General features: G+C 41.5%; 19 protein-coding genes. All 19 read right to left on the minus strand.

Annotated features, from left to right (window positions below; translation table 11 throughout):
• Nucleotides 1-29: 29 nt before the first annotated feature.
• Nucleotides 30-908, minus strand: coding sequence for a tyrosine recombinase (locus tag PKC96_04760; GenBank protein ID HMM00634.1), 879 nt, complete (start codon nucleotides 906-908; stop codon nucleotides 30-32).
• A 15-nt stretch (nucleotides 909-923) separates the two neighbouring features.
• On the minus strand, nucleotides 924-2,102 hold the full coding sequence (locus PKC96_04765) for a DNA polymerase IV (GenBank protein ID HMM00635.1): 1,179 nt from the start codon (nucleotides 2,100-2,102) through the stop codon (nucleotides 924-926).
• 55 nt (nucleotides 2,103-2,157) lie between these two features.
• Nucleotides 2,158-3,819 carry a DNA repair protein RecN gene (recN, locus tag PKC96_04770; GenBank protein ID HMM00636.1) on the minus strand — a complete coding sequence of 554 codons (1,662 nt, stop codon included), beginning with the start codon at nucleotides 3,817-3,819 and terminating at the stop codon, nucleotides 2,158-2,160.
• Nucleotides 3,809-5,704, minus strand: coding sequence for a 1-deoxy-D-xylulose-5-phosphate synthase (gene dxs, locus PKC96_04775; GenBank protein ID HMM00637.1), 1,896 nt, complete (start codon nucleotides 5,702-5,704; stop codon nucleotides 3,809-3,811). Before dxs ends, recN begins: the two co-directional genes overlap by 11 nt.
• Nucleotides 5,705-5,739: 35 nt before the next feature.
• Nucleotides 5,740-5,943: an exodeoxyribonuclease VII small subunit gene (gene xseB, locus PKC96_04780; protein HMM00638.1), complete on the minus strand. Its 204-nt coding sequence runs from the start codon at nucleotides 5,941-5,943 to the stop codon at nucleotides 5,740-5,742.
• Nucleotides 5,930-7,345 carry an exodeoxyribonuclease VII large subunit gene (xseA, locus tag PKC96_04785; GenBank protein HMM00639.1) on the minus strand — a complete coding sequence of 472 codons (1,416 nt, stop codon included), beginning with the start codon at nucleotides 7,343-7,345 and terminating at the stop codon, nucleotides 5,930-5,932. Before xseA ends, xseB begins: the two co-directional genes overlap by 14 nt.
• Entirely contained in the window at nucleotides 7,342-7,752 is a 411-nt protein-coding gene (locus tag PKC96_04790; GenBank protein ID HMM00640.1) for a transcription antitermination factor NusB, read from the minus strand. The genes xseA and PKC96_04790 overlap by 4 nt, the downstream gene beginning before the upstream one ends.
• Nucleotides 7,753-7,805: 53 nt before the next feature.
• The gene (locus tag PKC96_04795; GenBank protein HMM00641.1) at nucleotides 7,806-8,285 is read right to left on the minus strand and encodes a hypothetical protein; all 480 of its coding nucleotides are present in this window, start codon (nucleotides 8,283-8,285) and stop codon (nucleotides 7,806-7,808) included.
• Between the two features lie 14 nt (nucleotides 8,286-8,299).
• A complete protein-coding gene (locus PKC96_04800) occupies nucleotides 8,300-8,635 on the minus strand; it encodes an Asp23/Gls24 family envelope stress response protein (protein ID HMM00642.1) in 336 nt (111 codons plus the stop codon).
• A gap of 514 nt (nucleotides 8,636-9,149) precedes the next feature.
• A complete protein-coding gene (tkt, locus tag PKC96_04805; GenBank protein ID HMM00643.1) occupies nucleotides 9,150-11,135 on the minus strand; it encodes a transketolase in 1,986 nt (661 codons plus the stop codon).
• 190 nt (nucleotides 11,136-11,325) lie between these two features.
• Nucleotides 11,326-12,630 carry a histidine--tRNA ligase gene (hisS, locus tag PKC96_04810; protein HMM00644.1) on the minus strand — a complete coding sequence of 435 codons (1,305 nt, stop codon included), beginning with the start codon at nucleotides 12,628-12,630 and terminating at the stop codon, nucleotides 11,326-11,328.
• A gap of 68 nt (nucleotides 12,631-12,698) precedes the next feature.
• Complete coding sequence (locus tag PKC96_04815) at nucleotides 12,699-14,999, minus strand: bifunctional (p)ppGpp synthetase/guanosine-3',5'-bis(diphosphate) 3'-pyrophosphohydrolase (GenBank protein HMM00645.1); 2,301 nt, start codon at nucleotides 14,997-14,999, stop codon at nucleotides 12,699-12,701.
• Between the two features lie 103 nt (nucleotides 15,000-15,102).
• The gene (locus tag PKC96_04820) at nucleotides 15,103-17,481 is read right to left on the minus strand and encodes an Ig-like domain-containing protein (protein ID HMM00646.1); all 2,379 of its coding nucleotides are present in this window, start codon (nucleotides 17,479-17,481) and stop codon (nucleotides 15,103-15,105) included.
• Nucleotides 17,482-17,670: 189 nt separating this feature from the next.
• Nucleotides 17,671-19,236 carry a DHH family phosphoesterase gene (locus PKC96_04825; GenBank protein ID HMM00647.1) on the minus strand — a complete coding sequence of 522 codons (1,566 nt, stop codon included), beginning with the start codon at nucleotides 19,234-19,236 and terminating at the stop codon, nucleotides 17,671-17,673.
• 40 nt (nucleotides 19,237-19,276) lie between these two features.
• Nucleotides 19,277-21,892, minus strand: a complete 2,616-nt coding sequence (locus PKC96_04830) for a hypothetical protein (protein HMM00648.1) — start codon at nucleotides 21,890-21,892, stop codon at nucleotides 19,277-19,279.
• Between the two features lie 113 nt (nucleotides 21,893-22,005).
• Nucleotides 22,006-23,061, minus strand: a complete 1,056-nt coding sequence (locus PKC96_04835) for a YwaF family protein (GenBank protein HMM00649.1) — start codon at nucleotides 23,059-23,061, stop codon at nucleotides 22,006-22,008.
• Between the two features lie 2 nt (nucleotides 23,062-23,063).
• A complete protein-coding gene (ruvB, locus tag PKC96_04840; GenBank protein ID HMM00650.1) occupies nucleotides 23,064-24,071 on the minus strand; it encodes a Holliday junction branch migration DNA helicase RuvB in 1,008 nt (335 codons plus the stop codon).
• A 9-nt stretch (nucleotides 24,072-24,080) separates the two neighbouring features.
• A complete protein-coding gene (gene ruvA, locus PKC96_04845; GenBank protein ID HMM00651.1) occupies nucleotides 24,081-24,635 on the minus strand; it encodes a Holliday junction branch migration protein RuvA in 555 nt (184 codons plus the stop codon).
• A gap of 153 nt (nucleotides 24,636-24,788) precedes the next feature.
• Nucleotides 24,789-26,072, minus strand: a complete 1,284-nt coding sequence (gene obgE, locus PKC96_04850) for a GTPase ObgE (protein ID HMM00652.1) — start codon at nucleotides 26,070-26,072, stop codon at nucleotides 24,789-24,791.
• Between the last annotated feature and the right edge of the window lie 3 nt (nucleotides 26,073-26,075).

Genomic DNA, 26,075 nt, shown 5'->3' on the forward strand with positions numbered 1-26,075 from the left:
AACATACCTCCGAAACATAGTATTATAATTCATTTACGGCTAGTATACAAATCGTAGGCGCTGATTATTCTTCGACTCGAAACATGAGTGTAAATTTGCGTTGTTGCAATTGAACTGTGACCGAGCATTTCTTGGACCACCCGCAAGGCGGCCCCATTCTCTAATAAATGGGTTGCAAAGCAATGCCGGAGGGTATGAGGCGATACGCGCTTACTTATTTCTGCCCGTTTAGCGTATTCATTAATGGCTTTATAAAAGTATTGGCGCGACACCTTTTTTCCCATCCGATTTAAAAAAATATAATTGGACTTAAATCCGGGGTTTTTGGCTCTTACCTCCTCGATATATTTGGTTAAATATCCTAAGGCAAATTCGCCGATTGGAATAATGCGTTCCTTGTTTCCTTTTCCGATAATTCTTATGGTGTCAGTTTGAAAATTAATTTGATTGCGCGTCAATAATAAGAGTTCCGAAACGCGAAGACCACAGGCATACATGACTTCCAGCATCGTTTTATCGCGGTATTCCCGTCGAATATCAAGGTTAGGTGCATTTAGTAGGCGGTCTACTTCTTCTAGCGACAGCACAACAGGTAAATGGGATCCTTGTTTGGGCAGATCAATTTTCGGCAAAGGATGTGAATAAAGATTAGATTGCGATAAAAACAAAAGATAATTTTTAATTGCCGATATACGACGAACGATGGTCGTCATCGAATGACCTTGATTACTTTGATTATAGATAAAATCATTTAGTTCCGCGCCGGTTAGTTCGCACGTATCCTGATAGGGAAAATCCCGAAAAAAGAATCCAAGGTCGGACAAGTAACTCTCAATCGTGTTTAAAGCGAGTCCTTTCTCTGCGACAAGATAAGTTCGATATAATTCAAGTGACTTAATAATTACCATAAAATTACTAAATAACTACCTTTCTTGCTTTTTCTTCAAATCACGGGCGGTTAGAAGAAGTTCTTTTTTCATTTTGCGATTGATCTCACTGATCAGTGCTCTAGTCTCGTTTTCTTTCTCAACTTGCGAAAAATCAAATAGCGACATCTGCACAACGGCATCTTCGCGACGGACAATGTTTTGAAGCGTAACGCCAATCAAGCGAATCAATTGCCCCTGGTAATTGCGATTTAATAGATCTAAGGCGACTTTAGCAATAATTGAATAGTCATTTGTCGCTTCCAAAAGCGTTTCGGAGCGGTTGATGATGCTAAAATCGGAGTTCTTAATAACAATCTGAATCGTCGACCCGATATAGTCTTTGCGCTTAGCCTCTTCACTGACTTCTTTTACCAGTTGGTTAAGTAAGGTGACAATCTCTTCGCTATCATTTGTATCATTGAGAAAGGTAGAGGAATGACCGATACTTTTTGGATCATCGGGTTCACTTTCAACGATATCATTACCTCGGCCATGAGCCCAATCCAGCAGAACATAGTAAAATTTCCCCAGAATTTGTTTCACTAACGGATCGGTCGACTCGGCAAAGTCCCCAATCGTTTTTATGCCGATTTTTTGTAGTTTAGGCCAAGTTTTTTTGCCGATGCCGAACATCGAAGAAATCGGCAACGGCCAAAGAATTTTTTTTATGTCTCTTCTACGCAAGATGGTTATTCCCATCGGTTTTTTGATATCGCTGGCCATCTTGGCCAAAAACTTTGTCGGGGCTAAACCGATTGAGCACTTCAACTTGGTTTGTTCATAAAGTTTGGTTTGTAAATCAAGTAAATATTTGTAGGGATCACTGACATTTTTCATCGCGCCTGTCATATCCATATAGCACTCATCAATACTGGCAATTTCCTGGATTGAAGAGTATGTTCTTAGAAAAGAAAAGAACTCGTGTGAAAGGCGCGAGTAAAGATGAAAATCAGGACTGATGACAACTAGATTAGAATACAGCCGCTTGGCCATGTAGGTGGGCATTGCCGAATGAATGCCGTATTTGCGTGCAGCATAAGAGGCGGTGGAGACGATTCCTCTCCGCCCTGAGCCTCCGACGACAAGTGGCTTACCCATCAGGGTGGGATCTCTAATTTCTTCCGCGGTGGCAAAGAAAGCATTCAAGTCAATATGCATAATAATTTTTGCCATAGATTCCCCCTATGCACAATAATTATCGCATATAAAAAGCGTGATGTTAATTGTCTTACCGCTTTTTTTTGGCGTCGCTACGCAGCTCACGAGCGGCATTTATAACCGTAGTCGTTATAACATCACCGCCAAGCATTCTAGCGATGGCTTCCACCGTCTCCTCTTCGCCAAGAATGCTGACTTCAGCACGGGTGGAGGTAGCGGAAATAAGTTTACTGACGTAATAGTGATGATCAGCAAAGACAGCCACCTGTGCTAGATGGGTGATGGCAATAATCTGTGTGTCTATGGCTAGATCGGCAATCTTCTTTCCGACCATCGATGCTATTCGACCGCTGATGCCGGTGTCAACCTCATCGAAAATAAGGGTTTCAGCACTTCCTAGGCGCCGAAAGATAATTTTTAAAGCAAGCATAAGCCGACTGGCTTCACCGCCGCTGATCGCGTTCTTAATGGGTAAAAATGCACTGCCGCGATTCGCCGCTAAGACGAAGGCCACTTCATCACAGCCACTAGGTCCAAGTTCTTTTAAATTGAAATCAACCTTAAATTCAGCGTTGTCCAAGGCGAGGTCCTTCAATTCCAAGTTAATCTCGCGACTTAAATCGACCGCTTTACTTTTTCTTATCTCACTCAGGGCAACCGCTTTAGCGTTAAGAATCGTCAATTCATCCGCAATAGCTTTGCCGATGCGGTTCTTTTGTTCCTCAAAATTTCGCGCATTGGCAAGTTTTTGTTCCATAACTTCTTTAGCTGCTACCACATCATTTTCCGTGGTTCCGTATTTATGAATAAGTTTTCTAATCCGATATAAACGATTATCGATTTCTTCAATATTGTCACTACTTTCCAAGAGCGTATCCAGTTTATCGATAATATTCTCCGCCTGATCACGGACACCATAATAGTATTCGTTGATTTTATCGGCAAAAGAAGAAAATTCTTCGCCGAGATTATGGATTTCTTTAGTGGCTAAATATAGGTTAGTGACGGCACCCCGATCACCGGAAAGTAAATCATATAGTCCACTGCGAATACCGGCGATTTTTTCTAGGTTACGCAAAAGCGTCACCTTGGACTCGAGTTCTTCTTCTTCATTTTCAAGAATGTTGACTTTGGCAATCTCATCAACTTGGGATTTTAAAAAGTCAATCTCATCATCAGAGATGGTCGCTTGCAAAATATTCTTCTGTTCCGTCAGTAAATCCTGGTAGCGTCTATAGGATTCGCGATACTCACGGTAGGCGATATTATCCTTAATAAATTCATCCAACAGAGAAAGGTGACGGTGCTCATCCAACAAAAGCATGTTCTCGTGCTGCGAGTGAATGTCGATGAGATAACTCATAACTGACTTGCTGATAGCCAAAGTAACCGAGCGGCCATTCATTTTCAAAATGCTTCGTCCGGAACTGTCAAGCGTACGGGTAACTACCAAAAGGTGATCTTCAGACGAAACTAAATCCTCCATTATGCTATTAATGGCTAGTAAAGTATCGTCGTTATCAATGTAAAAGCTACCCTCGATAAAAGCCCGGGCAGTGCCGTTTCTAATTTGATTAAAAGAACTGCGCTCGCCCAAAAGAAGACTGAGGGCATCAATAATAATTGATTTTCCGGCGCCGGTTTCACCGGTGATGACCGAATAACCAGGTAGAAAACCAACCTCTAAATCCTCAATGATAGCAAAATTCTTAATGACGAGACTATTGATCATAGTGGCCTATCCTCCGCTTTATCACCTTAGTAATTGATTCGGCATCTACTTTTGCCGATTGCATTTGGTTAATAACTGAATCCTGAGTATAAAAATCGTCTTTGGGCGCTTGCATAGTTATTTTACCATGATAACCCAATTCAACTAATCGGTTGGTAAGGGCAAAAATAAATCCATTTGAAGTGGCATAAGCATCAAAAATTAATATCTCATGATACTTAAGTAGTTCGCGAATGACCTTTTCATCCATCGGTTTTTGAAATATAGCATTATAAACACCTAAATCGAGGGACTTAACCTTTGAATAAACTTCATCCAGTACGGGACCAAAGCCGACTAAGGCTAAATTTTTAGAATTGCTTTTTTGATAGGTCAACCAACGACCAATCGTCAGTTTAATCCTTGCATTCTTAGTGTGGATGACGTTTGCCCGTGGATAGCGGATAAAGAAAGGGAGCGCGGTTGTTTTTACCACTTCAAGCAGCGCGGAGGCCTGTTCACTGTTAGCCGCCATCGAAACGATTACATTGGGGGTATTAAGTAAAAATGCCTCATCGTATAGTCCTTGATGGGTCTCGCCATCAGCCCCGACAAACCCCGCTCGATCAACCAAAATAAGCGATGGTAAACGCATACGTGCAAGATCATGAAGAATCTGATCAAAAGCTCGTTGCATAAAAGTGGAATAAATTGAAACAATCGGAAATTTACTATTAAGAGCAACACCGGAGGCTAAGGAAAGAGCATGCATTTCGGCAATGCCGGTATCATAGCAGCGCGAAGCGAAACGCGAAAAAACCGGTTCAAGTTCGGAGCCTTTAATCGTCGCGGGATTTATCAGAACGCTCTCCGGAACTTCCTCCATGAAAGTCAAAAGTTTTTGGGCATATAATTGCGACCAACTGACGACACTGGCGGAAGCTATATTATGACTTTTGCCGGAAGAAACAATAAAAGGAGCAACCCCATGCCAGTCCCCATTTTTGTCATTTTCACTGTAAGAATAGCCTTTGCCTTTACTGGTTTTAAGATGGATAACAATCGATTTTGTTGACCGTTTGGCTTGTTTAAAAGCCTTGTTTAAGGCTGGAAAAGAATGACCGTCGACCAAACCGACGTAATTAAATCCCATTTGTTCAAAAATATTCTTTTGAAACAGATGGCGAACAAAGAAGTTCTTAATCATCCAGGTAAAACGATAGAAAGCATAACCAAAACGGGTGCGAAATAATAAGCGCTTATATGCATTTTTTGAACGGATGTAGTTGGGAGAAAGCCGCCATTTACGAAACATCTTACTCATCGATCCGATAGGCCGAGTTATCGACATTTCATTATCGTTTAAAACGACGATTACTTTGTGATTTAATTGCCCAATATGATTTAGGGCTTCAAAGGCTTCGCCGTTCGATATACTGGCATCGCCAATAAATGCGATGATCTCGTAGTTCTCTTTATTGAGATCACGGGCAATAGCCATTCCTAAAGCGGCGCTCAAAGATGTGGATGAGTGGCCGGCCTCGAACTGATCATAAACGGACTCCGCCCGTTTTTGGAAACCGCTGACCCCGTTCTTAGTACGCAATAAATCGAGACTTCGGCCCGTAAGAATTTTGTGGGCATAAGTTTGATGCCCGACATCAAATAGCAGTTTGTCTTTTGGAAAATCAAATGCGCGATGCAGGGCAATGGTCGCTTCCACTACTCCTAGATTACTCGAAAGATGTCCGCCGAAAACCGATGTTGCAAAAATAACTTCGTCGCGAATCTTGTCGGCTAACGAAGCAAGTTCTTTTTCATTGAGGCCCTTTACAAACTTCGGATTGGAAAAAGATAAATCCAAAGCTTTTGGGGCTTGATCGTCAAAATCCTTAATGTTAATCATATTCACTTAAATAATACTAATTAAATACTAAAAAACTACTTTTCAGTATTTTCTTCGGTCACCCGAACAATTTCGCTCTTCGCCTCATTTAATTCTTTTTCAAGAACTTTTACCAGTTCGTTTCCCTCTTTAAAAAGCGTAAGTGATTTTTCAAGTTCAACTTCTCCGCCCTCAAGTTCCTTTACTATCTCGTCCAAACGCGATAAACGTTCAGCAAAGCTTTTTTTATTGTTCTCCATGGTCTATCTCCTTACTTGCAATCACTGAGGTTATTTTACCATTTTGCAGTTTAATTTGCACCACTTCACCGAGGCTAACATCGTTAATATCTTTTACGAGGGTGTCGTTACTTTTCATGACGACTGCATAGCCTCTTTTTAGAACGGCAAGTGGTGAAAGCGAGGACAATTTTTCCTCGTCGATTTTTAGGCGGTGGAATAATTGTTCAAAATAGATTGAAGGTAAATAATCGAATCTTTCCTTTAAGGAAGAGAATCTTTGTTTAAACACATCAATCTGACTTTTAAAGGTTTTAATGAGCATCGCATCCGCAGTTTTATTTTTAGAAATCAAAAAATCAATTTGCTTAGTATAGGCATCCGCGGTAATTCGTCCACTTAATAACTTTATTTGGTGACTGTAACGCTCAATAGTACTTTGCGATAGATACTTTAATTTGTCCTTATTAAGTACAATGCGTTCTTCCCAGCGATGATACGGTTCTTTTTGTAGAAAAATTAAGTGTTTTTTTAAAGCGCTATACTCCTGATCGCAGATACGAAATAATTTGGCCGCTGACGCCTGAAGTCGCAAAAAAGATTGATCGATGCCCTGCTCTACTTCATGGCGGTCGAAAGTGGCCGCTTCCGCCGCACCGGTTGGGGTAGAGACCCGTTTGTCTGCTACGTAATCAACCAGCGTGGTATCAATTTCGTGACCGACGGCTGAAATTATCGGGTAAGGAAAAGTTGCAAGGGCACGAACCACTTTTTCATCATTAAAGGCCCAAAGATCTTCCTTTGAACCCCCACCTCGGGCAATAATTAGCAAGTCTAGGGGATAGCTACGCGCCCGAGCAATGGCATTTAGCAGTGAATTTGGCGCTCTTTCACCTTGAACTAACGAAGGAAAAAGATAAATTTTTGTCAACGGATTACGCCGAGAGATGTTTTCCGTAATATCTTTCTCAGCGGCGCTGTGATCACCGGTGATGACGCCAATGGTTTGGGAAAAAGGTGAAATTGCCCGCTTCCTTTCCGATGAAAAAAGGCCCTCATTTTCCAGTTTCTTCTTAAGTTTTTCAAGCTCTAAAAGTTTTAAACCTAAGCCATACAACTCCATTTCCTCGACATTTATTTGATATTTTCCGCTGGCGGCATAAAGGGAGATGGTCCCGACTACGATTACTTCATCACCGTCTTTAGGGGCAAAAGCCAGATTAAAGCGTTCCCCTTTAAACATTACGGCTTGAATTTGCGATTCCTCGTCTTTAAGGGAAAAGTAGGCATGGCCGCTAGGATAAACTTTATAGTTGGATATTTCCCCTTTCAAATGAAGATGATGAAGGCTATTTTCGTTGTCAAAAATTTTCTTCACATAAAAGTTCAAACTCGAAACGGTAAAAAAGGGTGCCTCAGTCATGATAGCACCTTTTCTAAAACGGCATTGATATAACGGTAGTCACCATCGTCAAGAAACTTCTTCGCCAAATTTATGGCGACGGAAATCACAACAATTTTTTCCACTGATTCTGAACCATAACGGTAATGAGCAATACTGAGAAGAAAGATTGCCTGAGCTACAAGATTAAGCCGTGACCACCGCCACTTATTTAGATGTTGATCAACTTCTTCGCTTATTTCTTTATAGTGTTTAATTGATTTAATCGCCATTTCTTTAACAAAGAAGTCAACATCACTATATGGCTGATTGCAAATTCCACTAATTAATTCTTCGAGATCAATCGGAAAATCAATAGCTTTATATGTTAGGATGCTATAGATAACACTGAGAGCATCAATTTGATTCTGATTGCGACTTTTTTCCATACAGCACCTCTTATTCCTTGCTATTCTATCACAATTTAGCGGGAAAAAAACTTTTATTTGCCCTCGATATCGCTTTTTTCCGCCAAGCCATGACGATAAAGAAAAATAAAGGCATAAATGGCAAATAGCATCATCAATAAAAATGCACCATGAACGATTAAACTAGAGATAAAATTGTTAAAATCAATGTATTTAAAGTTGTAAATAATGATAAGCAAAGCAAGGTCGAGAAGATATGCCCCACTTGAAATAAGTAAACTGGTTAAGTATCCGCGTTTAGAAAAGTATCCGCCAACAACAAAGGCAAGACCGCCAATTATTGTAATTGTATGGGCGAGGATGAGAAAAATTATTTGGCTCGATGAGGCGTATAAATAATCAAACCAAGTAGAAACGGCTAAATTCAAGCCCAGAAATGGTTCACTGGTATGAGCGAATAAATAGTAACCCGCTATAGCAATAATTCCTATATAAACAAAAATAGAGGAAAAACTTCTATAAAATGCTAAGAATATCTTCGCTTTATGTTTCATGTTTGAAATCATGATTAAGAAATGCTCGAAATCTCGACATTGATCTTAAATGGGATAAGTTCGGTCATTGATGTCAATGCATTCGCCACTTCTTCTTGAATACGAGTTGCCACTTCACTTACGTTAACAACGTTGCGATCGATGTTAACATATATCTTAACGTCAACCAGGCCGTTTCGAATCGAGCATTGAATCGGTTTATGAAGGGAAAAAACGGTTTTAATCGGTTCCCGCACTTTTGCCCCAGCGACGTTATTAGTCGCAATCTCTGCAATCTGATCAAAAACAACATGCGAAATTCCCATGAGACCATTGCGCGTATAGTTTTGTATATAAACATATTGGGCCATAATGCTTACCACCTTCTAATATGAATATTATAAAGATAAAGTAGCTAATCTTCAACTAGGATAAAAAAGGAGTTCCATCGTTCTTTTAGGGCAAATAGCATTACTATGCTTTCGTTAAAATATATCGTTCCTTTTATAAGTCTAAACCATTTATATAATATCAAAATCATTTAACTTGTTAGCTTGCGTCTTAAATAAAGGAGAAGATTTCATTAGGCAATCATCGATTGCTTAATTGATTCGGGCAAAATCATCTTTTCTAAATCTTAAATATTGAAGATTTTCTTATGTATTTATTACTCTTTCACAAGAATATTTATTGATGTCTATTACAACTTAAAATAATAACATATAACGTAAAAACAAATTAAATGCTAAAGCGATTACTATTGATTTACTAAAGGCATACTATACAATCTAATTTTAAAGTATGATATTGACAACTTAAAGTATTAAAATTATGGCTTACATTATTACAGTTCTAAAAAAAGAACCCAGCAGGGTTCTTTGTGTCTTACTTATTTAATTCCTTAATCAATTTGACAAGATGATCGGCCGTAAAGTCGAATTTAGCAATCACGTCTTTGGCTGGCGCGCTGGCCCCGAAATCGTTAAGACCCATCACCGTTTTAGCATACTTATACCATGAAAGTGGGGAAAGCATTTCGACGGCAACGCGCTTTTCATAAGGTACTTTCAAAAGATCTTCCTTAAACGCATCGGTTTGTTGATCAAATAAATATGTTGATGGCATACTCACAACCCGGACATCAATACCTGAAGCTTTAAGTTTCTTTTTGGCATCAAGTGCCAATGACACTTCACTTCCGGTGGCAATTATCGTGAAATCAGGAGTTTCGTTTTCCTCTTTGCCAATCACATATGCTCCCTTAGCCATCTCCTCACTTCCACTTCCGGGAAGGACTGGTAGTCCTTGTCGAGAAAGAATTAAAGCCGTCGGGGTTGAAGTTGACTGTAAAGCCAATTGCCAGGCATAGGCGGTTTCCCGGGCATCAGCCGGCCGAATGACATTAAGATGCGGAATTGAACGAAGCATAACTAATTGCTCGATAGGTTGGTGAGTTGGTCCGTCTTCTCCGACGGCAATCGAGTCATGCGAGAAGAGAAAAATAGCCGGTAAATGCTCGATTGAAGCCATACGAATGGCATTTTTCATATAATCGGAAAACACTAGGAAACAACCAACATAACTTCTTAAACCACCGTGAAGCAAAATTCCGTTTTGCATAGCGGCCATCGCAAACTCGCGGATACCAAAGTTAATATTTCTTCCCTCACGATGAAGAAATGAATAATCGGTCTCCCCGGGAATCAATGTCATGACTGAATGGGCGACATCGGCACTGCCGCCAACGAGATTGGGAACCAGCCGATTGTACATCGCCAACATTTGTCCACTTGTGTTCCGGGTGGAATCCTTAAAATCATCGGTAAATTCTGGAAGAGGATCCTTCAAATAATGATTGATATCCAAGCCTAAATTACTCACAAATTCCGCCGCTTGCTTCTCATGCGTGCTCGCATAAACATTAAGCGCGGCTTCATATTTCTTATAGGCGTTGGTACCACGTGCAATAAATGTATCCTTAAAGATATCATATACTTCAGCGGGAATCTCAAAAGGCGGATAAGAATATTGATAGTGGCCTTTAGCGTAAGCACCATCGCTTTCTCCTAAAGGATTTCCATGGACTTTATAGGTTCCGGCATTAGCGCTGCCTTCGCCGATAATAGAGTGGTACATAATAAGCGTCGGCCGACTGCTTTTTTTGGCTTTTGTTAGGGCCTTATCAATCGCTTTGATATTGTTTCCATCGGCAATCTCAATGACTTGCCATTCGCTGGCCAAAAACCGAGCCTTAACATTTTCGCTAAATGAATTGGTCAGCGGTCCGTCAAGCGTCGTGCTGTTGGCATCATATAAGACAACCAAACGATTAAGTTTCTGATGTCCGGCGAAGGAAATCGCTTCTTGGGATAATCCTTCCTGTAAACAACCATCGCCGACTAAGGCATAAGTGTAATGCGACATTATTTTTTCACTGTTCGGATAATGAGCGCTCAACATAGTTTCGGCCATCGCCATACCGACAGCTTGGGCCAATCCTTGAGCCAAAGGTCCGGCCGTGGCGTCAACGCCGGGTGTCATTCCAAATTCCGGATGACCGGGGGTAATGGAGTCGATTTGGCGGAAAGATTTCAAGTCTTCAATCGAAACCGCGTAACCGGAAAGATGTAATATTGTATATAGCAAAGCCGAAGCGTGACCGGCACTTAAAACGAACCGATCACGATTAATCCATTCCGGATGAAGAGGATCAGCAACCATATGCTTAGCAAATAAAGTATAGAGCGCGGGAGCACTGCCAATCGCCATTCCCGGATGTCCCGATTTTGCCTTATTGGTAATGTCGATAACCGTGGCACGAATTGCGTTAATCGCTAATTTGTCATTAAAAACTTTCTTTTTCTTAAACATAAGTCCTCCTTTGGCAATATGCCGATATTAATAAGATGTTTTCAATATGGTAAGACTTGGAAAGAGACATTTTTTATTCCTTAATGTTAAGAAAGACACCAAAAGTCACTTTTCCGACTAACAAACCAACAGAGAGAATTATACCATTTTATATTGTTTGAATAAATTCAAATCCGAAAATATAAAGCAATTATTGGTGATGGTGGTGATGTTCTTCAAGTCCGTCAATTAATTCATCCGCTTTATCGACAACTTGGCCATAAGGAACACTAAATTGCTCTTCCGTCAGCATATTCTTTATCGTTACAACTTCTTTGGCCACTTCATCGTCGCCGATGATAATAGCAAATTTCGCCTTTTTGCGATTGGCCCGTTTAAACAATTGTTTAAATCCTTTCCCATCAAAACTTGACTCACACCTAAAGCCGGAAGCGCGTAAAGATGTTAAAAGACTAAATGCATCGGTAAAACTCTTGGTGCCGACACTCATGATATAGAAATCAATTCCCTCATCTATCCCTTCAAGCAGGTTGTCGTCGCGCATAACGGCATAGAGGCGCTCAAGCCCAAACGCAAAACCAACGCCTTCCAATGCAGGACCGCCGATTTCTTCCACCAGATGGTCATAGTGACCGCCCGCCCCGATTGCTCCGTAATTCTGACCGGTCATCGAGGTATAATGAAACTCAAAGACGACTCCGGAATAATAATCGAGTCCGCGCACAAGGTTGTTGTCAACCTCATAAGGAATGCCAAAGGCATTGAGGACTTCCAAAGTCTCGACAAAATCAGCTTCAGCCTGTTTGGTAAGATAGTCGCGCATAATGGGGGCATGGCGAACAATCTCCTGATCATGCTCCACCTTGCAGTCCAAAATCCGGAGCGGATTGGTATTGTATCGATCGTGACAATCCTCGCACATATCATCGATTTTGTCGGCAAAAAATTCCTTCAGGGCCATTCGATAGTTATCGCGTGACAACTTATCACCTAACGAATTAATTTTGAGTTTCACATCTTTTAAGCCCAAAGTTTGAAGGATGGAGTAGCCAAGTAAAATAACTTCGATATCACTATAAATTGAATTGACCCCTACTTCTTCTACCCCCAGCTGATGAAATTCCCGAAAACGGCCCTGCTGAGGACGTTCATAGCGGAAAACCTCACCCGAGTAAAAGTATTTCAAAGGTAAATCTGTGTTGGCATAAAGCTTATTGCTGACGATGGCGCGCATAATCCCCGCCGTACCCTCGGGGCGAAGAGTAATAAACCGGTCACCCTTATCCTTGAAGGTATACATTTCCTTGCGCACGATGTCGGAACTATCGCCGACTCCACGTTCGAAAAGTTCAGTGTGTTCAAAAATCGGCGTTTGCGCATAGGAAAAACCATAAAATCCACATAGTGAGGAAAAAATAGTTTCAATATATTGATTGGCGACACCCTCAAGATCATAGATATCATGAGTTCCCTTTGGGGGATTGATTTGATTCATGCTATTACCTCCATAAATCGGCGACTAGTCTATTATAGTGAGCATAAAAATGCCCGTCAACCGCAGACCTAATGGACGACTCTTTTTACTTCCTGTACAGCAGGGATATTCTTTACAATCGCAAAAATATCATTTAAACGGTGAGCGTCGCTGACGAGAATTGTCGCTGAGATAGTCGTGGACATCGTATTGTTGTGAAAACGCGCATTTACACGACTGACACCTATTTTATTGGCGCTAAAAACAGACAGGATGTCCACCAAAAGATTCGGGCGATCATCGCAGTCAATGGTAATGTCGACCGTATAGTTTTGAATACCCAAATTTTCATTCCAATATACATCCACCAAACGTTGCTGCTCACTTGTGACATTAGGGCAAGTCACGCGATGAACGGTAATCCCCTTGCCTTTAGTAATATAGCCGACAATATCGTCACCCGGGATTGGATTACAGCATTTTCCAAGCGTGATAGCCACGGTTCCCGCGCCTTCAACATGAACCGGATTCTTGTTATCCATACTGACGTTTCGAACCAGTTTTTGCACGTCACGTTTTTTGGGAATGTTTAAAAAGTCAATAATGGCCGCGGGTGACGGATTACGATTTGAGATATCAATAAATAAGTCATCAAGGTCTTCAGCATTAAATTCATGAAACACCTTAGGATCATCAATCAGTCTAAGGGTATCAGTTTCATTTATATCCCGCTCCCGGAAAGCATCGATGGTCGCCTGTCGTCCGCGGGCAATTTTTTCATCCCGGACAAGATCGCTGTTTTTTTTGATCAAAAATTTACGAATATGATTTTTTGCGCTGGCCGTCTGGGCAATTTTAAGCCATCCTTCATTGGGACCTGAAGATGTTTTTGAAGTTCTGATTTCGACAATATCACCGGTTTTTAAAACAGTGTTTAAGGGTACTAGGGAGCCATTAACGACGGCCCCTACAGCTGAATCACCCACTCCAGTGTGAATTTTATAGGCAAAATCAAGCGGAGTAGCCCCGACCGGTAAATCGATGACTTTTCCTTTAGGGGTAAAAACATATACATTCGACTCGAAAATATCGTGCTGCAAAGTATCCATGTACTCTCGGGCGTTATCGCTCATGTCGTTACTTACACCGATAAAATCTCTAAACCAGTGTAATTGTTCTTCGATTTCCTTTTGTTCGCGACGCGGATCGTAGTTGGCTCCCTCTTTGTAGCGCCAATGCGCGGCGACACCGCCCTCAGCGATTTCATCCATTTCCTCAGTTCGAATTTGAACCTCATAGGTTTGACCATCACCGGCCACAATTGTCGTATGTAGCGACTGGTACATATTTGGTTTGGGCATGGCGATATAATCTTTAAATCGTCCCGGCATCGGTTTGTATGTAGCGTGGATAAGTCCCAAGATTTCATAGCAATTCAATTCCGTTTTGGTAATGACGCGAATGGCCATTAAGTCATATATTTCATCAAAATTATGATGTTTTAAATACATTTTCTTATATATCGAATATATTGACTTTACCCGACTTTCAAGCCGAAAGGGTATTTTATGTTCATATAGTATATCAGCGATCCGCTTTTTGAGATCCATCAAAGATTTTTTACGGTTTTTTGTCTTGTTATTCAAAGACTGCATAATCTCGTTAAAAACTGACGGTTCGAGATATTTTAAACAAATATCTTCCATTTCACTCTTAATATTGTACATACCAAGACGATGCGCTATGGGAACGAAAACCTGTAGCGATTCTTTGGCAATTGCTTGCTGACGATCAGCGGACAAATATTCTAAAGTTCTTAAATTGTGCAGACGATCGGCCAATTTGATAATAATGACACGAATGTCTTTGGCCATACCCAAAAAAATCTTTCGGTGATCTTCATAGACAAAATCGCTGTCGTCTTGGCGCTTTGACAATTTTAAACGTTGAATCTTGGTCACCGAGTCAACCAACAGAGCAACATCGTCTCCCCAACGAGATCGAATAAAATCAATAGTTACATCCGTATCTTCAACGACATCGTGAAGCAGTCCGCCAATTAAGGTATTAGGACCACCGTGTAATCCGGCAATAATGTAGGCGACCTCAATTAAATGGTGAATGTAGGGTTCGCCTGATTTCCGCAACTGATTACGATGCTTGTCTTCGGCAAATTCATAGGCATCACGAATCCGCTTCCGATCCGCTTCGTCTTTAATATATAAAAAATACAGTTCCTCAACTTCTTCAAAAGTATGAAGTTTATGGTTGCCGATTTTATGAATAATTGTTTTTTTGACGTCTTGATAACGCCTAACATGAGTGTTCTGCGCCGCCATCCGAATATTGGCTGGGACATCGTAAATTAATTTTAGTTTTCTTTCAGCCATATTCATCACATCCTCTTTAATATTATAGGTTAAATGCTTAAAAAAATGAATAAAAAAGGCTCCATTTACAATGGAGCCTAGTTTTGAATCAAATCGACTGATATTAATCAACAACGGCAAATGTCAAGACAACGCTCTCAACATAAGCAGTATATGAAGCTTGCGGTTTTTCTAACTTAAAGAAGTGAATGTTTTCGGTAGCTTCAAAATTAACATCATAAGAATATTGACCGGCCACATTGCAAACCTTGGTTGCACCTTCAGTCGCAGTAGCAACAGACTCACTACCAGCATAGAGGTCTAACTCAGTTAAGTTTGTTTGAGCTTGATCATAATTCACAGTAATTTTAACAATTGCCAATTCGGAAGCGACATCATTAAAGAATCCGCTTTGAATTTCATTCTTATAGCGCATTTGGATAAATCCATTTGAACTTAAGTAAAGTTGAGTGAAAGCAATTGATAATCCGTTAACGGTAGCAGTTCCATCAGCATAGGTGGCACTAAGGGCCAAATCACTGGCCGTAATGGTTAAAGTGGTTTTAGCGACAGCCGCGATGACGGTTAAATCAATTGTGCCAACAATGCCCGCAGTCGATGAAGTGGCGGTGATTGTAACCGCGCCTTCAGCAACACCAGTAACTAATCCTTCGGCATCAACAGTGGCTTTTGCCCCGTCACTTGATGACCAAGTAACGGTTTGATCAGCAAAACCATCGCCGACAGAATTTGGAAGAACTTCGGCTGCTAATTGTAAAGTTCCAGCAACCTCGACGGAAGTAACACCATCAGCTGCACTAACAACAACACTAGTCGCAGGAGTTAATTCACCTTTATGAACGGTTAATTCAGCAACGGCACCAAGTAATAGTTGTGGGCTTGGGGTATACCAGCCTAATACACCAGCGAAATCAACGGTATCAACTGGAGTTAAGCCAGCAATAACATCAGCGATAGCTTGTTCAACTGTATCGTCAAGATACTTATCAGTTCTAACAACGACGCTTTCACTACCCAAAGTAAAGTTAATACTCGAGGAAGTTCCAACAGTAACACTACCACTGACATAGGCTAAACCAGTCACGGTAACGATACGGCCAGCATCGGCAGCGGTCAAAGCACCCATTGTTGAAATAACAAGCGGATTGATGGTTTCAGCAGAAACGCCAAGATCAACAACCACGGTGATGCTCGCAAGTTCCATAAAGTCTTTGTAGATGGAGGTCGTGCCAGAAACTACTACTTCATGGCCAACAACGAACGAACTACGCATTGCAGCAGGAACATTGTAAAGATATAGTCCGGAATTGCCCGATTGAATGGAAAAAGATCCATTTGAAGGGGTTGAAGTCACAGTTCCCTTAACGACAGCGGCAACACCGGTGGCAAGTTCATGCACAGCGGCTGGAGCTAAAACGGTTTGGGTTGTCGCAGTAACGGTAATAACGACGGAATCAGTGAATCCACCATCATCCGTGGTAACAGTAATTGTTGCTTCACCAGGAGCAATCGTCGTAACTAAGCCAGTAGCACTAACTGTTGCAGCCGCTTCATTACTTGATGCATAGGTAGCAACTTGATTGGCAGCATTCGCTGGTTGAATTCCGGTGACAAGTTGAAGGGTCCTATATTGTTCAACGGTTGCAACTTTTGAAGAATTACCATCAGTTGCAAGCGTGACGCCGGTAACAGCACCACCAACGACACCTTCATGAACAACAATATCATCAGCAGATACAAGCGAGAATTGGGCGTTATTTTGATAACTTCCAATAATACCAACGACATCAATTGTGTCGATATTTGGACGTAAATTATCTAATTTCGCAGCAATAGCTGTTAATTCGTCAGGACCAAGATTCTTGTTAAGACGGAGATCGACTTGTTTATTGTCGAAAGTAACATAATAATCAGTATGGTCATTAATATTAACAGTTTGAGAATCGGCAAAAGGAGTAGCACCGTTAATGGAAACCAAACGACTATCCATGGTTAGAAGGGTTTCGTTGGTCCAAGTAGTGATTTCAAAAGTTTCAACGGAATAACTTGTCGAGACGACATTCAATTCGGTGACCGGATTGATTTCATCGATTCCGTAATATGGCGAATAGGTTCCGGAAGCTTCAACTGAGTCTCCGACTTTCACTGCGCCAAGAACAGTAGTGCTAACTGCGTATAAAAGGAGAGCATCAGCACCATCTTGAATCGATACAGACATCGTGCCGTTTGTTAAACTATCTTGGTAAATTTTGGTGACTTTTCCACCAACCGTCATTACGGTACCAGATACATATTCAGACACATCTTTAATCGCCACGACACTAGGCATTTCTTCGCTACTGCCTTCAGAAGTTGGAACACTTACTGAAGTATCAGAAGAGGGAAGGCTTATGCCACCGCCTCCACTACTGCTACCGCCCTGACCATTACAGCCCGCGAGTAACAATGCGAAGATTGGTAATAGAATTACTTTCTTTTTCATTGTTATGATTTTTCCTCCTTTTCTATTACATAGAGATTATAACATAATTATTAAAATTGTAATGTGGTTGTTTTAATAATTTGTGCGACTTAAAAACATAAGTACACTTAAAAGCCTATAAAAACCAGTTATTTAGCAACAATCAATCAAAAACATCAATATTTTGCGTATTTTTGCGTTTTGACTTTACTAAAAATTTTCATTTTGCCAATCGGAAATCTGATAAATTAAGGATTTACGGCCGCGAAATTCGTTAAGATTCATCTCGCCATAAACAGTTATTTTATCGTAACTTTTCAGGGTTTCTTGAGTAATATTAAAGCCCAATATTTTGACATCATTCTTTATTAAGGTTGATATATGCTGACCGTCTTTAATGAATGACAAGGCGGAGGTGGCAACGTGTTCAATACGAAAAAGCGGCTTGGCAAAGCCAATTCCGAACGGCCGAAAGGTATCCATCGTATAAAAATTAGTCCAGTTGATATCATCTAAAGCAATCGCTATTGATGCATCGTTATCAATGATATCCATGGGTTGCTTGGCCAGTTCATTAAAAGCTTTAGAAAAAGCCGTCAGTTGGTCCCGGCTTATACTGCACCCGCCCGCCGCCTTATGGCCGCCGAAATTTAAAAGATAATGCTCCAAATTTTTAAATGCATGCACAATGCTAAAGCCATTATCAGCGCGGGCACTTCCCTTATACACCAATGGATCTTGTTCGGTAGGGCAAAAAACGATGGTTGGCAAATGGTATAAATTCATATACCGCGCGGCTAAAAGTCCAATCAACCCCTCTTTTGTGTTCGAGACAGCAATAAGGGCTCCATCGTGCACAATAATTTCATCGTTTCCTTCACTGATAGTTTCCTTTAAAAGCGTCTGTCGGGTAAGATTAATCTCTTTTATCCAATTGCTAAAAGTAACAATTTCCCTTTTGGAGTCGGACAGGAGAAATTGAACGAGATAATTGACTTTTTTATCCTCAATAATGCGACCAACCGCATTGATTTTTGGAGCGATCGACATCCCGATCGTCTCCTCGTTAATGGTTTCAAGCTGAATTAACTCATAAATAGGGGCAAAATGGCGTTCGTTATATAGATTAATCCCGATGCGAACCAAGGTACGATTGTGTTCTTGAAGAGGCATCATGTCACTGATTGTCGCGATTGAGGCCAGAAAAACTTCGTACTCATCGTAGCGATTAAGCAAGGTGGAAGCAAGCATGAGCGAAACATAAGCTCCGCACGAATAAAGTTGTGAGTAAGCTGAATATTGCGGATGCAAAATATAATTAGCGTCGGGAATTTTCTGGCCGACAGTGTGGTGATCGGTGACAATAACATCGATGCCTAACTGCCGTGCATACGCTATTTCTTCAATTTGCGAAATTCCGTTGTCGACCGTAATAATTAATTTATATTGTTTATCGTTAAAAGCGTCGATCATTTTTCGGTTGATACCATAACCATCCTGATAACGGCTAGGGATATAGTAGCCAACATCCGCCCCCATCTTTCTTAAAGCATGGACGAGAATCGTGGTCGACATCACGCCATCGCAGTCATAATCGCCATAAACGATTATTTTTTTATGTTGGCGGATAGTTTTTTTAATCAATGACACAGCTTCGTCCATTCTTAAAAAGAGCCGGGGATCAGGTAGATCAAATAAATGAACCGGTCTTGTTAAAGCATAATACTCTTCTTCACTTAGGGAGTAATTTGTCAAAAGTTTATGTAAAAAATCCATGTCAACCTTTCAAAAAGGCTGCCTTTCGGCAGCCTTTAAACTAATCATTAATACCGATAATAATCGCTTCTTCTGGTTCAGCCGAATTGCGATGCTGAATGTTCTTCTTAGTAACAGTTTTCTTACTCTGATGTTTTGGTAAGGAAATGCGTTTAATAATCTTGTAGAAGAAATTCTCAAGTGCGGGACTGACATGTAACAAAACCGTTGGCGCAAGCAGAATGGCGATAAGCAGAGCGGCAAACACCAGGGCCACGTTCATCGGACATAGGGCAAAGTAATTCAGGGCAAACAGAGCCGCTAATAAAGTAAACAACAGAATTGGTGTTGCCGACATATTTACGCCTTTAAACGCCACTTCACTCCTGGTTAATTGAAGGAAGTCATTATGCACTTGTTTTTCTTGATTAAACATATAAGCGGCGACAAAGGAAGCAAAGATCAGTCCTAATTCCAAGGCTACCGCAACCAATGGAGTTACACTGATGCGGGTGATAATAAACAATCCAACCGCAATTAAACTCACAATTGATGAGGAGACAAGGAAGGATAAACCACGGCTTAGTCCATAGCGAAGCATGTAGTAAACCGTTACAGCCAGCCACGCGATTAAGGTGGCAAAGGCTACGACTAAGATATTGGGTGAACCGGTGGACACAGCAACCGGATTAACCGAAACTTTAGCGGCCGAATCACTTTCGGCAACGACGTCAAGCAAAGCGTCCTTAAGCGCCATAGAAATTGACATTGTATCGTCAACTTTTTGATATGTAACGATGGTGTCATCGTTAAATGAACCAGAAATGTTCAAAATGTAGTAGGTGTAATTAACGGTGATTTTGTCGGTCCCTTCGCCCTCAGTGGTAGATTTTTCTTCAACATCGAGCGAGGAGTAATTTAATTGTTCGCCATCAACGTAAATACGTTCAATTATATTCTTTGGCGAATCGGTAGTTGATACCGTCGAAATCGGCGAAGTGTCAGAGTTTACCGTCAAATAGATACGAGTCATATCCCCGCTGGAAACCGGGATGTTCAGCGCATTATTGGAACCGAATCCAAGTCCTAATAAAAGTCCAAGACTTGCAACGGCAATGGCGCCACCGCCAACTAAAACCGATTTGCTCTTTTTACCGAAATTAAATTTGGCAAAATAACCTTCATAACTGTCTTCTTTAGAAATAGAACCGGATTGCGGAATACGTTTTTGATTAATTCCAAACCAACCGAAGGCCTTCTGCGTGGCGGTGTTATTGGTCAAAAGCCACATCAAAGCTTTGGTAAGGGGCAAAATAACAACAATATTGATGACGGCTCCAAACATAGTGAAGGTCGAGAGTCCTAAAAGCGCCGCTCCGCCGAGGAAATAGGTAGCAAAGCCAATTATAAAGAGGGCGATAGAGGCATCGACCGCAATCATCGTGGATTTCTTTGATCCTTCGCTATTGGCTTTTTTCATCGTGCGACCACGGTATATCTCGTTTTTAAACGCGTTTATGTGACTGATAAAAGTAAAGACGGCAAGGACAAATACAATAATAAAGCCAATGAGCGTGGAAGTGGATAATTCAATTCCAACCTTATTGTAGAAAGCCAAAGATAAAAACACCGACAGGAGGCTTAATGAAACAACGCCGATTGTCGGAACTCTTTCAAAAGCAGCGAGAATGAGCGTTACTAGAAGCGCTCCCACCATCAGTGAAATCAGTGTTCGAGAGAAATTTAAATGCAGAATGCCATCATAACTGAATAGATATTCAACCGAGGCATCGACAGTGTTGCTGAATAGATAGTCAATTGTAAAGTCACCGTAAGAAGTTGAGTTAAAGATGTTGACCAAATACTTGGCATTATTGTTGGCCTTGGTAATATTAGCCAGAGTGTAATTTCCGTTCTCATCCGCATCACCCAGGCTCATCGACATCGCAATGGCTCCATTATCAACGCTGGCCTTGTCATAGAATATATGGCGAGGATCAAAAGTCATAAAAAGCTTACTTTGCATGTCTTCATCATCGCCCGACTTAGCGGTAATGTAATCATCTTTGGTTTCATCGTAATTAGACCAAATTACAATTGTCGCATTATCAACTAAAGTTGTCTCAGTGGCACCCTCAGCGGTGGTACTGCCCTCATCTTCTTGAATTTGAGTGGCTTCATCGACGACGGCTTTGAATTCGGAGATGGCGTCCGAATCTTTCAAGTCGATAACTACGACTGGGACTTGTCCTTCATATTCGATATGGGCGGTGGTGAAAATATCATCGCCGACAAGAGCGGTTGATTTATCGGGATCGCCGAGCGTTACCGTAAAATCGGCATCGTAATTTAAATAAGCGCCTAAGCGGGTGTACTCCGTACTGCTCTCTTGCTTAACAGTGACACGAACGATATCGCTGCCTTCACGAGCTATCTGATATTTTGATACGCCATAGGTATCGAGACGTGATTCCATTGTCGCGACGATGGAATCCATCGTTTCGACGGAGATAGCACTGTCATTGTCGGAATCCTTGTTTTCAATCCGGTAAGCAAACTCACGGCCGGAGTCATAATCAAAGTTGGGAACGGTTTGACTTACGACTGAAAAAAAGTTGAAAGCCATACCCAGGATGGCAGTTAGACAAATAGCTAGATAAGCAAAAAAACGACGCATATTATTTCCTCCAACAGAAGAGCGGTTTTTACTTTATAAGTAAACAACATAATTTTACATATTGAACGCCACAAAGTAAACCAAGAAATGACAAAGCAGGCAAATAAATCTATTTAAAGATAGTTTTCATTCAAATCAAGACTTGGCAAATTAATGTACCGATATTTATGTTTTAGTCGCCACCGGCAAAGACTAAAAACAATAATACTCCCCAGTCCCATGGCAAATATATAGAGCAACACGGTTATAAACCAGGCCAGGCGCGGGCCAATCTCGGGTATTAAAGCGGTATTTATATTAGAAAAAACAACGATGTTCACGACATCAAATGGTCGAATAAAAAACATATTGAAATCAGAAAGACGGGGGTTCTTGCTGATAACCGCCAAGGAGTCCATCAGCAACGCTATTCCTACCAGTCCTAAGAAAACGATGAAAGCTTTGTGTACTTGCTTGTAAGAACTACCTATATAGCGGTAGATAATAACGAAAAAACTGGTTGTAACCATCGAAAGGTGCCAGATCATCGTATGGATGGAAATGGCAACTGACCACACGAATACCGTTGTAGGGATAATCATCACCGCAATTCCCGCTAGCAGGGGATAAAATGCCAGAAAATCATAACCGGCTTGACGGATCTGCGCTTTTTTTATCCATGGAAAAATTAAACTGACATAGAGGGGAACCGAACAAAATTGAAAGGGAAACCCATACCACGAATAGTCAGTAAATAAATTTAGATAGCGAATTTGCTTATAAACCTCTATCGACAATAAAAAAGCGCCGTACGCAAAGATAATAAAATCAAAACGACTTCGGTTAAAAACGAACTTCGTTTCTTTTCCTCGATGATTGCCTACCAGCAAAATAACGGCTATAATTGCCAGCATCAAGCCGATGAATGAGAAGTGAAACCAACTGAAAGGCAAAATATCGGTCGGAGAGGGATTGCTCACATTTCCGCCCAAGCGGGAAATATAATCGACATCCCACTGCCACCCATCGATTAGAAACAGATAAATGCCGGGAATAATGGCGATGGTTAGAATCGTCACGGCTTCGAAAATGTTTTTTTGCCGCTTACGAAAAAAGATAGCTGTGCAAATAAGGCCTAATTCCAATATAACAAAGATAATACTAATTAAAATACCGGTTGATAAGTTCATATTTAAAAAAGGCTTTCTTGATGATTTTTCTTCAAATGATGATAGGCTTTATCGGTCGCCATTCTTCCTCTTGGGGTCCGATTAATCATTCCGATTTGGAGTAAATAGGGCTCTAGGACATCTTCCAAATTACCGACTTCTTCTCCGATGGCGCTGGCGAGGGCTTCCAAACCGACTGGCCCGCCGTGAAAGCGATCGATTATCGTTGATAGGTATTTGATATCGACGTCATCCAATCCAAGTTCATCGACTTTTAAGGCATCAAGTGCGAAGATGGCCGAAGCCTGATTTATGGATTTTTCATTGGCAAAATCCGAAAAATCACGCACGCGTCGAAAAAGGCGATTGGCAATACGTGGGGTGCCCCGCGATCTTTGCGCTATCGCATTAACGGCTTCGGGGGCAATTGCCGTGCTGTACACTTTTGCTGTCCGGTTGACGATATCGGCAATTTCATTTTCCGAGTAAAAATTTATTTTCTCCGCAATGCCAAAGCGAGCCCGCAACGGGCTTGTTAAGTCGCCGATTCTCGTGGTAGCGCCGACAAGGGTAAAAGGCGGTAGCGGAACTTCAATCGTTTTGGCGTTGCCATCGCGATTAATGATAACCGACAGCGTAAAATCTTCCATTGCGCCATATAGAACTTCCTCAACGATTCGCGGAAGGCGATGAATCTCATCAATGAATAGAATATCACCACTCTCTAACGTTGATAAAACGGCGGCTAAATCACCCGGTTTTTCGATTGATGGACCGTTAATGACCCGAATTTTACCTTTCATTTCATTGGCGATAATATAAGCCAGAGTGGTTTTTCCAAGTCCGGGCGGGCCATATAGGAGCGTATGATCGAGGGTTTCGTGTCGCTTTAAAGCGGCACCGATAAAAACCCGCAGATTGCGCTTCAAATCATCTTGCCCGATATATTCACTCAAGTGCTGAGGGCGAAGAGAAATCTCCTGTTCCTCTTCAAAACTGTCGATTTTTTTGCTGTTTAAAATATCCGTCATGCAACAAACCTACTTTCTTATTATCTGTAAGCATCGTTTCAGTAACTCATCGTCGCTAATTCCCGGAAGATAGGCGTTTTTAATCGCCCGGTTTATATCGCTATTTTTAAATCCAAGGCTCAAAAGGGCCTCTATGACATTCGGGCTTAAACTTCTATCGGTTGCATCCGTTTCGGAAAGCTGTCCTTTGATATCGAGAATAATTTGAGATGCCGCTTTGGGACCAATTCCGGGGAGTTTTTTCAAATATTTAGTGTCTTTACTCGCTATCGCTTGATATAAGAGTGCCGGAGAGGTCGCTCTTAGGGCATTCAAAGCCGTCTTAGGTCCAATCCCGCTGACGGATATCAAATCTAAAAATGCCCGTCGCTCATCATCGTCGACAAATCCGACCAAGTATTGTTCATCTTCACGAATGATCTGCTCAGTATAGATTAAGCGCGACTCGTCAACATGAAAATAGTCGGGATGACAGACGAGAATCCGATAAAAAATATCGTGAACATCGACGACTATACTTTCACTGTCAATTTGAACGATTCGTCCCTTTAAACCATAAATCATGATCCGTCTCCTTTCTAGCGGCTGATAAGAATGTAATATATTAATCCTAAAAGTAGTAAAAATGCGGTTAATAGTGAAGCGACAATGACAATTTTATTGCGTTCCATAACTGGCACCTACCCTTTGAGTCATCGTTTAGACGTGCGAAATCGATCATTCAAAATAGTCGAATTCAAAATCATCGAGAATAACGGTATCGCCATCCTTAACCTGCATTTTTTTCAGTTCATCATCGACCCCGATAAACCGCAGATACTGAAGTAACTTGAGGAGCCCTTCGTCAGTCGATAGGTTTATTCGGTGATAGGTGTTTAGTACCGAATCACCAAAAATACGATAGGTATGATCGTTAATTTTCTCAATTCTAAAGACATCGCGCAGCGACATTTCATTGGCATCATAAATCTTAACCCCGGCCTCTTCTCCCTGCTTGGTTAAAATGGGGAATGGGAGGGTAACCGCGAGAATATCTGCCACTTTGTAAAGCAAAAGATCAATTCCTTGATCCGCTAGGGCACTTATTGGAATAATCTCATGTTCCTTAAGTTTTGTCCGAAGTGTTTTTAACCGTTCGTTTGCCCCCTCTTCATCCATTTTGCTCGCGGCAATAACCATCGGTCGTTCACTGAGTCCAAAACCATACTGAGTAAGTTCGTCCATAATTGTTAAATAGTCTTCGTAAGGATCCCGTTCGCCGTCCATGGATATGACTTGAACAAGCACGCGGCAGCGTTCGATGTGACGAAGGAACTCCAGTCCCAACCCTTTTCCTAAGTGGGCGCCTTCAATAAGACCGGGCAAATCCGCAGCAACGAAGGAACGGCCATCTTTAAGTTCGACCAAACCCAAATTTGGGGTTATCGTGGTAAAAGGGTAGTCGGCAATCTCAGGTTTAGCCTTACTAATCACGCTTAAAAGTGTCGATTTTCCGACGCTGGGAAGACCGATAAAACCGACATCCGCCAAAATTTTTAACTCTAATGTCAGAATCTTCTTTTCGCCGGGAAGACCATTTTCAGCGATTTTGGGAACGCGAATTTGCGGCGACTTGAAACAGGTATTGCCTCTTCCGCCCCTTCCGCCTTTAGCCGCGACAAATTGCTGACCTTCGGTCGCTAAGTCGGCCAAAAGTTCATGCGTTTGAAAATCGTATACCACCGTACCAACCGGTACTTCAACATATACGTCCTCCCCCTTGCGCCCGTAACGATTGTTTTTATCGCCCTTTTCGCCTTCATCGGCTTTTATTACCCGGGAATGACGAAAATTAATTAAAGTCGACGAACTTTGACGAGCAACGAGGATTATCGAACCGCCTCGGCCTCCGTTTCCCCCATCGGGGCCGCCCCGATCAACATATTTTTCCTTGTGAAAAGATATGGCCCCATCGCCACCTTTTCCGGCTCTTAATTCAACTTTTGCTTTATCGATAAACATAAA

It is taken from the genome of Bacilli bacterium, assembly GCA_035326105.1.
GTDB lineage: Bacteria > Bacillota_I > Bacilli_A > RFN20 > CAG-826 > UBA7706.